Here is a 15,920-nt window from a genome sequence, read left to right as displayed (position 1 = left end):
TGCGAGGGGCGGGCGGTCAGGGGGCGGCCGGGGAGCCGAAGTAGCGGGAGTTGCGGGCGGCGATGGCGTCCCAGTCCTCGCCGAGCGGGAAGCGGACGACGTCCCAGCGGGCGCTGAACAGCCGGTCCTCGGCGTCCTCGTCCCGGGACGTGTCCTGCTCCCGGTCCGGGAAGTCCACGAACACGGCCACGTTCACCCCGGGCAGGCGGTAGACGAAGTCCGGTGTCGCCATCGCCTCGGTGAGGAATGAGCCGGTCTCGTCCGGCAGTCGCAGTCCGCGCGCCCTTGCCCAGCCCAGGAAGTCGCCTTGCGCGGCCAACTCGGCGGCGGACACCTCGACCGGCGTCGGGTCGGCGGCGGGGGTCCGGTCGAGCAGTCGCCGGTACTGCTCCGAGCGGGACTCGCCGCGCGACTCCTTCCGGGCGGTCGCGGACGCGAGCCGCACGAGCAGGTCCCGCACGGAGTGCCGGTTGATGAGCGTGTGGTTGAGCTGATTGCCGTACGTCAGCAGACACTCGTAGCAGCCGAGCGCGCAGGCCCGGCCGGGGCGGTGCTTCTCGCCGCCCTCGTCCGTGCCGTCCTCGCCGAAGTGGCAGATCTCCAGGGCGCGTCGCGACGCCTTCGCCAGGGCGTCGCCCTCCGCCTGAAGCCGGCGCAGCACGCCCGCACCGCCCTCGGCCGCCTCCGTGAACAGGATGCGCCGACGAGGGCCTTCGTCCGGCGGCAGCAGCTCGCTGGACAGCTCGGCGTCCTCCAGCTCGAACGCCGCCTCGATACCCCGCTCCAGGGCGTACATCAAGGACAGGGCGACCGGCTCGGGGAGCGCCTCGTCGAGGGTCACGACGAGGATGTTGCGGCGGTCCTCCACGTAGGGGATCACGCGCTTCTTGCGGCGCCGTTCCTGGCCGTCCGGGTCGATCACCGGCAGCTCGCTGGAGTCACCGGACGCCTCCGCCGCGTCCTTGTCGTTCATCCAGCGGCCGTCCGCGAGGTCCAGCCAGTAGCCCGCCGGCTCGTTGCTCTTGGCCCGGACCCGGCCGGTGTTGGTGATGCGCACGGTCGCTGAATCGCCGTACGTGATCTTGGCGAGCGAGGCGCCGGAAGTGTCGGTCACGTCCGCGTTGAGGCGGCCCTTGCGGGTGCCGTGGTCGTGGAAGCGGTACGACGTCTCCAGCTTGAAGCCGGCCCGACGGCGCTCCTCCTCGTCGGAGGAGATCCGCTCCCGGCGCGTCGTGTACACGGTGTGCAGGTGCAGCAGGCCGTACGTGGCCTGGCCCAGCTCCTCCCCGCAGAAACCGCAGACGTCCTCCAGCTCCTCCGGGGCGTGGTGATAGCCGCAGTTCGCGCAGCGCCGCGCCTCACCGGTCGTCAGGTCGCCCGAGGCGTCCGGCGGCAGCTGGATACGGGTCACCTGGTAGCGGGCGCCCTCGTGGTAGATCAGCGCACCCGGGCCGAACTCACGGATCGCGAGGAAGCGGGGCCGCTGGAGGTAGTCGCCGTCGCCGCGCCGCCGACCGATCGTGGGGATGTACGCGGCGAGCGGGAGTCGCGGGAAGCTGTACCCGGGCAGGAAACCCTCGGACGCCAGATAGCGGTACGGGGTGAAGTCGGACAGGACCGACTTGCTGTCGACGCTCTCGTTCATCAACAGGTTCAGCTGCGTCTCCGCCTCGCGGCGCCGGGAGTTGGCGCGGATGCGGTCGCCTTCGGTGAGGCTGTAGTCGAGGCGGCGCCGGTTCTGGATGTACTGGTCGTCGAGCGCGGCACGGAACAGCTGCCGCCAACGGTCGAAGGCCCGGTCGAAGCGCTCCGCCACCGTCCGTACGCGGTCCTGGATCCAGTCGTCGTGCCACCACGTGGTCTCGCTGAAGTCCCTGAACAGCGGGCCGAGGACGCGCAACGCCGCGTCGACCGTGCGACGCCCGGCGCTCTCGTCGAGGGACGCCGCGAGAATGTCCGGCAGCAGCTCCAGCGCGGGATTCGGCCGCTCGCCGGTGTCCGGATACGACACGTCGAGCACCTGCGGGATGGACTGGCCGAGCTTCAGGCCGGCTTCCGCGATCCAGATGCCCTGCAGGTGGGACAGGACCAGGTCCTCGTTGGCGAGGTCGAGGCGCGGCGGGACGACCGCGCCCGCGACCATGCGCTCCGAACGGCGGAAGTAGTACTGGTCATGGCTGTTGCCCGTCGCGCAGTACGTGGTCACCAGCGCGGGCTGGCCGCTACGGCCCGCGCGACCCGAGCGCTGTGCGTAGTTGGCCGGAGTCGGCGGCACATTGCGCATCATCACCGCGTTCAGCGAGGAGATGTCGACGCCCAGTTCCATCGTGGGGGAGCAGTAGAGCAGCTTCAACTCCGCCTTGCGGAACGCCTCCTCGCGCTCCTGCCGGTCCTCCGGCGAGACCTGCGCGGTGTGCTCACGCGCGAACAGGCCGGACAGGGTGCCGGCCGCGTCCCGGTACAGATCACGGAAGAACGTGTTGACGCGCGGGCCGTCGCCGCTCTGGTACGTACGCGTCAGCGGGTCGTGCGTGCCTGTCTCACCCCGGCCCGCGCGCCACACGAGGGACTGCGCGGCCACCCGGTAGCCGGTCGCGGCCGGGGCGGAGGGCCTGCGGTACCGGCCCGCGCGCTGTGGGGCCTCCGTGACCTCCTTCACCAGGCCCGCCTTGGCCAGGACCTTCAGCAACTCCTCGATGACCAGCTGGAGATCGGCCGGGTCGAGCCTCCGATACGTCGCGTCCGCGCGCCGCAGGTACTTGCCGAACTTGCCGCGTGCCGACAGGAACAGGGCCGAGCGGTCCATACCGGGCCTGGACGGATGCGGATAGGCGGTGCCGACCTTGGGCTTGTCGGCGGCCGTCAGCACCCACGGGTCGATCAGCCGCTCCTCGCTCGCCCGCTGCAGCGAGTCGAAGTCGTCACGGAAGTACGACACGTCGATGGCCAGCGAGCGGCGCATCTCGTTGAGCAACGCCTTCGTGACCTCGGCCCGCAGCACCGGGTCGGCGTCCCGCAGCGCCTCGTGCGTGCCGGCCCACCGGTCCTGCTTGGCCGCCACCCAGTCGAGGTCCTCGTAGCCGATCTCCAGCAGACCCGTCTGCTCCAGGTTCGGCATGGTGATGCGCCAGCCGCGCTCCAGGTCCAGATAGAGCCGGAACGCGATCACGTCGCGGAGCGTCCTGGCGGCGTTGCGGGCGAGCGAGGGCGGCAGATCGCTCTCGCCGGTGTAGTCGGCCGGGTCGATCGCGAGGGCGTTCGTCACCGCCGAGGCCAGCTCCTCGTGCTGCAGGCCGTCCTCGCCCGCGTCCAGCGCCGCCCGGTACAGCGCGCCGCGCAACTGGGTGATCTGCACGAAGTCGTTGAAGTGGCCGGCCTGGAGAGAGGCGTCCTGCCGGTTGTCGACGAACGTGAGGAGCTTGCGCGCCTCCTTGTCCAGCACCTCCTCCGGCACCGACTTCAGCGACTTCACCACCGAGGCCGAGATCAGTGAGGTCGCCGAGGAACGGCCCTCCTGGTCCAGCGTCGCCAGCTTCGCGAAGTCCCGGCCGCGCGTCTGCTCGTACGCCACTCCGCAGTGCAGACAGAACAGGAAGGGGGAGGGGATGAACGCGGCCTGGAGTTCGCCGCGACCCTCGTGGCCCAGCGGGTCGACGGTGACGGCGCGCGGCACCCGGTCGCGGTAGGACTTCTTCAGGACCTCCTGGCCCTTGTCGTCCAACTCCAGCCAGGATTCCGGCAGTCGACGGTCGTCCACCGCGTACTGGACGTTGGACGGCCAGACACGCTCGTGGTCGATGTACAGATAGCCGTCGCCCTGCCGTCCGCCCGTCGCGGAGGTGTCCCGGCGCGCCTCGTACCGGAACTCGCCGTCCTTCTCGGTCCGCCACACCGTCAGGTACTCCTGGCCGCACTCGCGGCAGAAGGCCAGCGGCATCAGCAACTTGCCGCCGCTGTCCGGCATTTCGAGCTGGTACGAGCGCGTGAGGTGGCGGGAGAGCTTGTCCTCCAGGGTGACGTACACGGTGTCGCCCTTGGAGAGGAACTGGTGCAGCCGGAAAGCGAACAGCGGTCGTTCGGTCACGGGATGCAGCGCCTGCGAACCGGCTTCGAGGGTGGCGCGGATCGCGGCGTCGCACTGGTCCTCACGGACACCGGACTGCTCGTGCAGTTCCTTCGCCGCGTCCTCGATCCTGGCCGGGGCCCTGCGTACCAGGCTGCCCGTGGCCTCGTCCTCCTTGAGACCGAAGCGGGTCTCGATCCAGCGGGCCAGCGGGTCCCGGACGAGATCGTCGTACGCACGCGGTGCCGCGGGAGAGTTGAGGCGCTCGGTGGGCACCGTGTCCGGGGGCTCAACGGTCGCGCGGACCAGGGTCTCGCCTATGACGTGCTCGGGACTGACCGTCGTGCCGAAGAGGGTGCTCGCCACGTCGGCGACGACCTTCTTCTGGTCCTCCAGGCTGCCTTCCGTCGACATGGTGGCCGATGTACCGATGCACTGCAGATCCTCGGCCTGGCAGGCCTCGCGCACCCGGCGGATCAGAAGGGCCACGTCGGCGCCCTGGCGGCCACGGTAGGTGTGCAGTTCGTCGAAGACCAGGAACTCCAGGCCCCGCGCCATCCTGATGAGGCTCGCCCGGTCGGCGGGGCGGGTCAGCATCAGTTCCAGCATCACGTAGTTGGTGAGCAGGATGTCCGGCGGGTTGTCGCGGATCTCCCTGCGCCTCTCGTCGTCCTCCTGCCCCGTGTACCGGGCGAAGGTCACCGGCTCGCGGCCCGCTCCGTAGCCGTCGCGCAGGTACTTCTCCAGCTCCTTGAGCTGGCTGTTGGCGAGGGCGTTCATCGGATAGACGATGATCGCCCGGACCCGCTTGGGAGCCTTGGGGCCTTCGGCCTCCCGCCGGCGCAGCACCTTGTCGACGACCGGGACGATGTAGGCGAGCGACTTGCCCGAGCCGGTGCCGGTCGTCAGTACGTACGACGCGCCGGACGCGGCCGCGTCGATGGCCTCGCGCTGGTGGCGGTGGAGGGTGAGAGGGCGGCCGTCGGGGACGGTTCCCCCCTCGGTCTTCTTCGCCTGGAAGATACGGGCGCACTCCTCGTGCAGGACCTTCTGCTGGGCGAGCTCGACGACGGTGCCACCGCTCTGGAAGAACGGGTTCAGGGACACCCACGGGTTCGGCCACTGGGACTTCTTGTCGAGGTCCTCCTCCACGAACGCGGCGATGCGGTCGTCACGGACGACGGTGCCACCCTCGGTGAAGGAGCGGTAGTCCTTGATCAGCGCGCGATGGACGCCGAAGACGTCCATTCCGGAGGCGGCGAGGGCGACCGGAGCGGGCTGCGGAACGACTGCCTCGGGGACGGGCACGCCTGTGGTGAGGACGGCGCGCAGTGGGACGGTGGGGTCCAGGGCGCTCCAGTGCGGCAGCCGTACGGAGCCCTCGTCCGCCGTGGCCAGCGGCAGGAGTGCGTCGCGTACCGCGACGGCGTCCGCCGGACGGGCCGCCGGGTCCTTGGCGAGCAGTCGGTGGACGAGACGCGCGAGCGCGCTGGGGACACTGCTGCGGATACCGGCGACGGGCGCGGGGTCCTGCCTGGTGTGCTTGTCCGCCAACTCGAACGGGGACTCGCTCGTGAAGGGGGGAACGCCGACCAGCATCTCGTACAGCACACAACCCAGCGCGTACAGATCGGCGGCCTGGGTGACCTGCTTGGCCTCGAACTGTTCCGGAGCCATGTAGCGGGCGGTCCCGACGCTGACCCCCGTGCTGGTCAGCCGTGTCTCGTCCAGGTCGTCGGCGATGCGGCCCATGCCGAAGTCGAGGACCTTGACCGTGCCGCCCTGGGTCAGCATGAGGTTGGCGGGCTTCAGATCACGGTGGACGACCCCCGCAGTGTGCGCGGCTGCCAGACCCGCGGCCACCTGCGCGCCGATGGCGGCGGCCCAGGAGACCGGGAGCTGCGGCTCCTCCTCGACGAGTTCGCGCAGTGTCTCGCCGTCCAGGAGCTCCATGGCGAGATAGGGAAGGCCGCCGTGGTCCTCGGCGACTCCGCCCGCGACGAGCCGGGTGAGGTTGGGATGGTGCAGGCGGCGCATGATGCGTACCTCGCGCGCGAAGCGCTGTACCGCCTTGGGGTCGGCACTGGTGTCGATCTGCAGGCCGGTACGGCGGCGAAGGATGGTCTTGAGCGCGACCACGCGCTCGGGTGACCCCGCGAGGGCCTCCAGATCCTCGGCCCGGTGGACCTCGCCCATGTTGCCCTTGCCGATGACGCGCCCGATACGGAATCTGCCGTCGACCAGCTCGTGGCTCACGCCCCGCTCCTCTGTCCCTGTTTCCACGGGTTGCCGCTGTTCCGAAACGGAATGCGCCCCCTGACCCGACTGTGCCACCGCCCATCGTGGCAGAGGGGACGCCGCGACAGCCGCCACCGTACACGAACATGGGGATAGTTGATAGGTGTTCAGCGTGTTGACGACGTCAACGCGCTACCTCTACTCTCGTTTGTGAAATCGGTTGGGGGTGGCCGTGATGAGACACCAATCCGTCGCCAGTACGGAAGTGCCTGGCCTGAAGGCCGCGCTGGGGGCGCTGCTCGCGCGGCTCCGAAGCGTCGCGGTGGACGGCGTCGTGCCGGAAGCCGCCTTCGTGGAGCAGGTGCATGCCCTGGGGCTCGGTGGTGCCGAGCGGGAGCGGCTGCGGGACGAACTGGCCCGATTGGGGCTGCCCGTCCGGAACGTGCATGTACACACTGACGCGGACATCCCGGATATGGAAAAGGTTGCACGGTTTCATGGAGAAATCGTGTTCCCCGGGGCTGCTGAGGTCCTGGCGCTCCTCCACCGCTACGCGGACACCGACGGCTCGGTGACGCCCGGGGTCGTGGACGGGGTTGCGCGACTGGCCGGGCTCGGTGAGCGGGATGCGGCGGCGCTGCGGGCGGGGGTGAAGGTTCGGGACGTCGAGGCCAAGTCCGAGGCATCTGCGGGGCCGGAGGTGGACGAGGAGGGCGGCCCGACGCCGGATGAGGAGCCGGACCATGCCCTGGCCGGGGGCGACAGTGACGCGGCCGTGGCTGCGGCGATGACCGTCCTGCGGGAGGACCGCTTCCGCCGACGTCCTGGGGACCACATCCTGAAGGCCGAGGCGGAGGTCGGTCTCGCCGTTCTGCTGCGGGGCGGTGCGGACCGTGTCGGGCAGGAGCCTCAGGACGCGGAGCTGAGCAGGCTGCCGTCCGACGACATCAGAATCCAGGCGCGGGACTGTCTCGTCCTGCACAATCAGCGCCTGGTTCACTCGCTGGTCCGCTCCTACCTGGAGCAGGGGCTGGAGTACGAGGATCTGGTCCAGCACGGAGTGCTGGGTCTGATGCGGGCCGCCCGCAAGTTCGACCCGGCGAAGGGCTACAAGTTCTCGACCTACGCGACCTGGTGGGTCCGGCAGTCGGTGGCCCGCGCCGTCGCCGACGAGGGAGCCCTCATCCGGGTCCCCGTCCACATGCACGAGCAGATGCGCAAGGTGGCGGCTGCCGAACGCGTACTGGCGGCACAGGGGCGGCCGGCGGGGGTCGTCGACGTCGCGGTCCAGTGCGACATGACCGTGGACAAGGTGGCGGAGATCCGGAAGCTGACCCGTCGTACCGACTCGCTCGACCGCGTCATCGGTGACGGGGCCACGCTCGGAGACTTCGTGGGCGAACGCGACGCGCTGCCGCCGGTGGAGAACGACGTGGTGAACGCGCTCCTGATGGACGAGGTCATGGCCGTCGTCGACACCTTCTCCGAACGCAGCGCCCGCATCCTCGTCCGGCGGCTGGGCCTCGACGGGGACGAACCCTCGACGCTCGACGAACTGGGGCGGGAGTTCGGAGTGACCCGCGAGCGCATCAGGCAGCTGGAGAACAAGGCGCGCCCGGAGTTCCTGCTCAGGCTGCGGGCGGCCGGACTGCTCAGCGGTCATGGGGCCCGCGGCGAGGAGGAAGACGTAGACAAGCGGAGCCCGTCGAGGCGCGTCCGAGCCAAGACGAGAGCCGTGGTCGCAGGGGTCGGCGACACGGGCGACGGCCGGGCCGCGCGAAGGGAGCCGCTGCCCGAGGTGGGGCCGAGGCCAGAACCGGAAGCGGCCAAGGAACCGTCGACGCGGACCGGGGAGGAGACGGCAGTGGCAGAGGAGGCCGGGCCGCGCATGGCGAAGGACATGCTCGACGGTGACGCGGGCGCCGCACCTCCCGCTCTGGTCGGCGATGCGCGGGAGGCGCCGCACACGGCGGACTGGGAGAAGGCTCAGCGCATGTCGGCGGAGTTCCATGGCGGAATCGACTGGCTGGCCGAATACGTGCTGCTGGCGCTCGGGCATGCCGAACTGGTGCTTGTCCTCGGGGCCGCAGCCGCTGAGACGGTCGTGCGGGCGGCACGCGAACGCACCATGCCGGAACGCCAGGTGCTCACGGCCCTGGAGGTCCTGCAGCGCGTCCTCGACACGCTGAAACCGGCCGGGCTCCGGCCGGAGGACTTCTTCGAACGGCCGGCCGAGGCGCTGGCCGGCCTGACGCCACGGGAGTACCTGACGAAGAGACCCCTGGTGAAGCCGGAATCGCGCCTTGCCACGCGTGACGCGCTGCGTGAGTTCGTCGCCGCCGCGCCGAGCCGGGAAGCGGGCGCCGAACCACCCACGGTTGAGGCCGCCGCCGCGCACGGGACGACGACTACGACTGCCTCGGATGTCTGCGCTGCCTCAGTTGCCGCGGAAGATTCCACCGGCGACACAGACAGCCGGGTGGAGCAGAGACCAGGGCGAGCGGGAGCAGACGCGGCCGGCGAGAAGGCGGAACCGTCCCCCGACAAGGACGGACGACGCGCGCTGTCGGGCCCCGGCACGCCCGAGCAGCACCACAGCCCTGCCCTCGACGACACCGGGCAGCACCTGAGCCCTACCCTCGACGACGACGCGCAGCAGCTCGCCCGGCTTCAGGCGGACGCGGACGACAGGCTCGCCCGGCAAAGGGCCACTGCCGAGGAGCGACTCGCGCGACTCCGCACAGAATCCGAACGGCGCCTCGACGAGGAGCGCCGCGCACATGAGGCTCGCCTGGCCCACGTACAACGTGAACACGAACTGCGGCTCGCCGAGCAACGGCAGGCCGCGGACGCCCGGTTCGCCGCCGCGGTGGCGGACACCGAGCGGCAGCTCGAAGCTCTCGAAGGTGTGCTTCTGCACCGTGTGGACAAAGCCCTGGCACGGCAGGAGAAATTCCTGAAGGGGCAGGCAGAGGGAAGACTGTCCCGTCTGAGGGAGGAGCACCGCGAGGTACAGCGCACCACGGCCGAGCGGGCGACGCGGGCCGCGGAGACGGCGCGGTCCGACGCCCAGGGCTCTCCCCGCGACGAGCAACAGCTGACCATGGCACGGCTGCGCGCGACCCAGGCGGAACAACGGGCGGTCGAAGCCGAGCGGCGGACAGCGGAAGCGGTCCGGCGTGCGTCACGTGCCGAGCGGCAGGTGTTCGAGGGCGACCAGCGCCTGCGACGGCAGCGCGAGGCAGCCCAAGCGTCCGCCGAGGATCTCGAATCCCGGCTGAAGCGGGTCGAGGCCCAGCTGGTCGAGCGGGACCATGCCCTCATCGCCGCACGGCAGCAGGCACAGGCCCAGGTGGAGGCCGCCGAGCAGCGGGCGGCGCGGGAGACGGCCCGGACGGAACGTGATGCCTGGGCCCGCATCACCGAACTCCAGGAGCAGCTCGCCGCAGCACGCAGAGACGACGAGGGCCACACATCGTTCTGGGACCGCCGGCGCCGGTCCTGACCCGCGCCGTAGGTCCCTCACCCGAAGCACATCGCAAGGAAGACCATGGATCCCAGACACGAACTCGTCGCCTATCTGCACCATCAACTCGTCGGCCCGGCAGGGGGAGAGCACGAGATACTCGACGCTCCGCCCGACCGGCAGTACCTGATGGGCACCCTCTATCCCCAAGAGGCGGACCTGCAACGCCAGTTGCACCTCGCGGCAGAGGACCCGGAAGGGGCCGGCACGGAACGCGCGGCCGAGGACACCGCCCCGGCGGGCGATCCGATCCCGGAATCCAACGCCTGGCTTCCCTCCTCCCTCGGCTTCAGCTTCTACACCGACGCCGCCACCATCGAGGTCGGCTGTGCCGGTGCCCGCTATGTGACCCACTCCGCCACGGGGGAACGCGGCAGGCGCTGGGAACGTGTGGCGCTCCCGGCTGAGCAGCACACGCTCGGCCCCGATCGCGACCACATCGAAGTCCTCGACGGCAGGGCCGAACTGCGCGTCCGGCGCCGTCACTTCGGTGTCGGTCAACTGGTCACCGTCGCTCTCGTCAACACCGCTCGCCATGAGCCGACCCTCGGCAAGGCCGCCCACTGGGACCGTATGCTCTTTCAAGTAGCCCTGGAAGCACGGCCGTTGGACGGCGATGTCCTCCAGTACCCGAGTGTTCGCCTGGCCAGCCGTGATCCGGAGGAGCAGGAACTGCGTCTGCAGTACCGGCACGTCCGGACCCACGCCGTCGGCCATGGCTGCGCGGTCGAGGAGCAGTACGGCGGGGCAGGGGACCGGGTGACAGGGATCAGGGCCGCGGTCATGCCGGAGGCCGAGGTGAGCGGTGTCCGTGCGGCGGGTCCGAGTGGCTCCCCGGTGCTCGCCCTTCGGCACCTGGCCGATCCCGAAGTGTCTCTCGAACAACTGCGGGAGGAGCTGGGCGAGTTCGCGGCCGACTACCGTGCCTGGTACGTAGGTCAGCTGACCGCGGAGATCCCCGCCTGGGGCCGGGATGCCGCCGACCGGATCCTGGGCCGTATCGCTGCCGCGGTCGCCAGGATCGAATCAGGCGTACGCACCTTGTGCGACCCCGGCCGCCCCGAACTGCTCCGTGCCTTTCGCGCCGCGAACCGTGCCATGGCCCTGCAGATGCGACACTCGGCACGCGACCAGGCCGGAGAACGCCGCTCCCGCCGTGACCCCGTACTTCTCGATCCCGAACCGGACCCGCGGGCCACCTGGCGCCCCTTCCAGCTGGCGTTCTTCCTGCTCGCTCTGGACGGTGTGACCGACCCACGGCACCCGGACCGGGACACCACGGACCTGATCTGGTTCCCCACCGGTGGTGGCAAGACGGAGGCGTATCTGCTGCTCGCCGCCTTCGCCATGGTGCTGCGGCGCGGCGACCCCGACGGCCGGGGCACCGCGGTGCTCAGCCGCTACACCCTAAGTCTCCTCACCACCCAGCAGTTCCAGCGGGCGGCCACCACGGTCTGCGCTCTGGAGACCTTCCGCCGTGACGACCCGGACACCTACGGCGAGGAGCCCTTCACGATCGGCCTGTGGGTGGGCGAGGCCACGTCACCGAACACGTACGAAAAGGCGCGAGCGGCCTTCGACGACGTCCGTGCCGCCGCCCGGCCCGACGACGTCTTCATTCTCGACCGCTGCCCCTGGTGCGGCACCCGCATCCTGCCCGCCCACAAGTCGCCCGCCATCGGGGACTACGGGGTGCGGGCATCCGCGGACGCGTTCGCGTTCTTCTGTCCACGTGACGAGTGTGCCTTCCACGACGAACTGCCCGTCGCCGTCGTCGACGAGCATCTCTACGACCAGCCGCCGACCTTCGTGCTCGGTACCGTCGACAAGTTCGCCCGCCTGGCGTGGGAGCCGCGCGCCGGACGCCTGTTCGGCGCGGGAACCGCGAACCAACCGCCGTCACTCGTCATCCAGGACGAGCTCCACCTGCTCACCGGCCCCCTCGGCACCACCGTAGGCCTGTACGAATCGGCCGTACTGGGGCTGTGCACCACGTCCGACGGGACCGGGCCGAAGATCGTGGCGTCGACGGCCACGATCCGACGGTCCGGCGAGCAGATCCAGGCCCTCTACGGCGGTGCCGCCCAGCTTTTCCCGCCGGCCGGGCTCGACGCGCGCCACTCGTACTTCGCCGAACCCGACACCTCCCGAACGGGGCGGCGCTACCTCGGCGTCATGGCCCAGGGACACACGGCCGGTCGCGCCGCGGTGGCCACGGCCGCTGCCATGCTGCAGGGCGCCTGGGAACTGCCCGAAGAGCATCGGGACGCGTACTGGACGCTCGTCGCCTACCACCACAGCCTGCGCGAACTCGGCCGTACGGTCACCGCCGCCGCCGATGACATCCCCGCTCAGATCGCGGGACTCGACACGGGCGCGGGAACGCGCCGGCTGCCGGACCACCAGGTGCAGGAACTCACCAGCAACCTGCAGCGCGCGGAACAGCCCGTCCTCCTCGACCGGCTGGAGAAGCCCTGGGACGACCCGGAGTCGGTCTCCTTCCTGCCCTGCACCAACATGCTGTCCGTCGGCGTCGACGTGAAGCGCCTCGCACTGATGCTGATGCAGGGCCAGCCCAAGACGACCGCCGAGTACATCCAGGCCACCAGTCGCGTAGGCCGGCACACCGTACCGGGACTCGTCGTGACCTTCTTCAACGCCACCCGCCCGAGGGACCGTTCGCACTACGAGACCTTCGACGTCTACCACCGCTCGCTGTACAGGCACGTCGAGCCGACCAGCGTCACCCCCTGGTCGGTACCCTCGCGGCGGCGCGCCCTGCACGCCGCGTTCGTCATCCTCGTTCGGCACGGGCTGGGACTGGCTGCCGAGAACCAGGCGGGGCAGGTGATCGACCGGCTGCCCGAAGTGGAGAGGCTGGTCGTGGACCTGGCCGCCCGCGCCGACGCACGGGAGCCGGGGGTGGGCGACGACGTGCGCAAGGAACTGTCCGCGCTCCTCGCCGACTGGGAGGATGCCGCCCGCCAGGCCCGCAAGGACGGCCGCGAGCTGTACTACCGCAGCCAGGGCAAGGGACAGTCCAACCTGATCAAGAGCTTCGAGCAGATCTACGGCCTGTGGGAGACCCCGAACTCCATGCGCAACGTGGACCGGGAATGCCAGGTGACAGTGAAGGGAGCCGACCTGTGAGTCGCACACTTCGGGTACGTCAGTCGCAGACGGTGGTGCCCTTCGGTGTCGGAGCCGTCTTCGACATCCAGGGCGAGTCGTTCGTCGCCACGGGAATCGGTGACTGGCCGACCCGTGGCAGGCAGCGGATCGACTCTCCCAGGCTGGCCTCCAGGCTGGGGGCGACCGGTTTCTACGCCGCCCCCGCGACCGCCAACGACCGGTTCGACGCTCCGGACGCGCCCGGTGCGCCGTACATCCGCTTTCCTTCCTGGCTGTTCTGCGGAGCCTGTCGGCGCATGAAGCGCTGGCGTATCGCCGACGAGAAGCACGGGCAGGCGCCGCGATGTCCTTCCTGCTCACCGCCCCGGACACTCGCACCCATGCGCTTCGTGCAGATCTGCGCGGCCGGGCATCTCAGCGACATCGACTGGTGGTTCTGGGCCCACTCGCGACGCGAGGCCTCCGAACGGCGGCAGTGCGGAGAGCGGGACAGGCTCAGTTTTCTCGTCTCCGACCGTGCCTCGGGTCTTGAGGCACTCTCCGTGGCATGCACCGCGAAGGGGTGCGGTGCGGCCCGCGACCTGCTCGACATCCTCGGCACCCACGGCATGCGCTGCTCGGGCCGGAACCCCTGGCAGCGGGCGGGAGAGGCCGTCGAGTGCGTGAGGCCGGTGCAGATCGTGCAGCGCACGGCGGGCAACCTGTACTACCCGCTCGTGCACTCGGCGCTCGACATCCCCGAGACGGACCTACCGGCCCACGCGGACGACGCCCTCGCCCAACGGGTACGTGAACACGACCTGTGGGTCTCCCTGTGCCGCACGGCCGGAACCCCGCGTGCCGAGGCGCTGCGGATCATGATCCAGGACGACACCGGCGCCGGTGACGATCTGTTGGACGCTCTCGTCGCCGAGGAGACCGGCGGGGCATCGGAAGCCGTTCCCGCCTCTTCGGATGCTCCGGCGCGACCCGACCTGAGCCGTGAGGAATGGGCCGCCTTCACGGCTCCCGCACCGCCGGTCACCCGCGACTTCGCGCTGCGTGGGACGACGCTCGGTCTGGCCGGCGAGACCGCGGAGCCCTGGTCCGGCCTGCGCCGACGCTTCGGCCGGATCGTCCTCGCCGACCGACTGCGCGAGGTCCGCGCCCTCTCCGGCTTCACCAGGGTCTCCCCGGACGCCTCCGTCGTGCCCGCCGACAGCGCGCGGCGCCTGAAGTGGCTGCCTGCCGTGGAGGTCTACGGTGAGGGCGTCTTCCTCACCCTCGACCGGGACGAACTCGCCTCCTGGGAAGGCGACGCGAGGGTACGGCAACAGGTGTCCGGTATGCGTGCCGACCTAGACCGCTCGTTCCAGAAGGACCGCCTCGAAGCCGTGACGGGGCCGGAACTCTCGCCGAGATTCGTGCTGTTGCACACCCTCGCGCACCTGCTGATCCGTCAGCTCTCCTTCGAGTCCGGCTACACGACGGCGAGTCTGCGGGAAAGGATCTACGCCCGCCCCGAGCAGGACCAGTACGGCATCCTCGTGTACACGGCCGCCGGGGACGCCGAGGGCACACTGGGCGGGCTGGTACGCCAGGGTGAGCCTCCGCACCTGGCCGAGACACTGCTGCGGATGACGGAGGCCGCCGCCTGGTGCTCGGCCGACCCGCTGTGTGCCGAACACACGGGTCAGGGATTCGACAACCTCAACCGGGCAGCCTGCCACGCCTGTGCGCTTCTGCCCGAGACCAGCTGCGAGACCGGCAACACCCTCCTCGACCGTGCCCTCGTCGTCGGCGGCGAGCACGTGCCGGGCTATCTGCAGTCCATCGTTGCCGCCGCCCGCTCCGCAGCAGCCGACGCGTTGGAGGAGATGTGACACTCACCTACCGTGACCTCACCGCGGAGCAGCGCTCCTGCCTCGACGGACTGCCCTTCGACGGCAACCACCTGATCAGTGGGCCGCCCGGCAGCGGGAAGAGTCTCCTGGCGGTCCAGCGCGCCGTCATGCTCGCCCTCACCGGTACCCCGACGACGTTGCTGACGTACTCGAATCTCCTGCGTCAGTCACTGGCCGGGGCCGTACACACGTTGGGCCCGGAGGACCGCAGAGTGCGGGTGAGAACCGCGCACGCATGGCTCGGCGAGTGGTACGGCGGTACGCCCCCGAAGGGGGAGGACGGATGGTTCGACTGGCCGGCTCTCTATGAACGCGCCGCGGAGAGCGGGCCCGTCCCCGGACTCACCCTGGTAGTGGACGAGGGGCAGGACCTGCCGCCCGGGTTCTACCGTCTGTGCCGACTCCTGGGAGCACGGGTGACCGTGTTCGCGGACGAGTGTCAACGGCTGACCGACACGAACTCCACCCTCGCCGAGATCGCCGAGCGCCTCGGCCGGTGCGACCGGCACGAGGTCGAGGGCAACCATCGCAACACCTACCAGATCGCGTCGTTCGCGGCCCACTTCCACACAGGAGCCGGTTCGCCTCCGCTACCGGACCGGCAGGGACCCCCGCCAAGACTCCATCACCTGCCCGAACGCGGCGCCGCCGACCTGCTGGTCCTGCTGGCGGAACGACAACCCGGACGCAGCATCGGTGTCATCGTCCACTCGAAGCACACCCAGTTCTCGTTGCTCGGCACGCTGCAGCACCGAGCACCGCGCCTCAAACCGCAGCTGTACACCTCCGATGCCAGGGGCGGGCGCTATCGCACGCTCGACCTCGGTCGCCCTGGCATCGTGCTGGTCCACCGAAGAAGCGCCAAAGGGCTCGGCTTCGACACCGTGGTCGTCCCCGACACTCACGCGGACGCCGCGGTCGATCCCACCTCGGCCGCGCTGCGCATGGCCTACTACGTCCTGGCCACGCGTGCACGAGGCGAACTCCACCTCGCGTACGAGGGGGAGACGGAGCCGCCGTTGCTGGCGCAAGTGGGGGCGAGCGCGCTGCTTCGCGGGTGACCTGGGCCCAGTGTGCT

The 15,920-nt window shown here is 70.3% G+C and carries 5 protein-coding genes; 4 read left to right on the top strand and 1 reads right to left on the bottom strand.

Going from position 1 to position 15,920, the window contains the following annotated elements:
• Positions 1 to 16: 16 nt before the first annotated feature.
• Positions 17 to 6,319: a protein kinase domain-containing protein gene (locus tag ACZ7MG_RS23405; protein WP_471383087.1), complete on the bottom strand. Its 6,303-nt coding sequence runs from the start codon at positions 6,317 to 6,319 to the stop codon at positions 17 to 19.
• 217 nt (positions 6,320 to 6,536) lie between these two features.
• Between ACZ7MG_RS23405 and ACZ7MG_RS23400 the strand changes: the two genes are divergently transcribed.
• The 4 genes from ACZ7MG_RS23400 to ACZ7MG_RS23385 are packed head-to-tail and all read left to right on the top strand — an operon-like array spanning position 6,537 to position 15,903.
• Complete coding sequence (locus tag ACZ7MG_RS23400; protein ID WP_471383085.1) at positions 6,537 to 9,806, top strand: sigma-70 family RNA polymerase sigma factor; 3,270 nt, start codon at positions 6,537 to 6,539, stop codon at positions 9,804 to 9,806.
• A gap of 45 nt (positions 9,807 to 9,851) precedes the next feature.
• Entirely contained in the window at positions 9,852 to 12,977 is a 3,126-nt protein-coding gene (locus ACZ7MG_RS23395; RefSeq protein ID WP_471383083.1) for a helicase-related protein, read from the top strand.
• Complete coding sequence (drmB, locus tag ACZ7MG_RS23390; RefSeq protein WP_471383082.1) at positions 12,974 to 14,821, top strand: DrmB family protein; 1,848 nt, start codon at positions 12,974 to 12,976, stop codon at positions 14,819 to 14,821. The genes ACZ7MG_RS23395 and drmB overlap by 4 nt, the downstream gene beginning before the upstream one ends.
• Complete coding sequence (locus ACZ7MG_RS23385) at positions 14,818 to 15,903, top strand: DEAD/DEAH box helicase (RefSeq protein ID WP_471383081.1); 1,086 nt, start codon at positions 14,818 to 14,820, stop codon at positions 15,901 to 15,903. The genes drmB and ACZ7MG_RS23385 overlap by 4 nt, the downstream gene beginning before the upstream one ends.
• The last annotated feature ends 17 nt before the right edge of the window (positions 15,904 to 15,920 follow it).

It is taken from the genome of Streptomyces sp. NPDC107538, from assembly GCF_055657445.1.
Note: the sequence above shows the minus strand (reverse complement) of the source record. Positions and strands in the feature narration are given on the sequence as shown.

Excerpts from the sequence above, each read along its gene's own strand:
- ACZ7MG_RS23400 (WP_471383085.1), top strand. The coding sequence starts at position 6,537 with ATGAGACACCAATCCGTCGCCAGTACGGAAGTGCCTGGCCTGAAGGCC.
- ACZ7MG_RS23395 (WP_471383083.1), top strand. The coding sequence starts at position 9,852 with ATGGATCCCAGACACGAACTCGTCGCCTATCTGCACCATCAACTCGTC.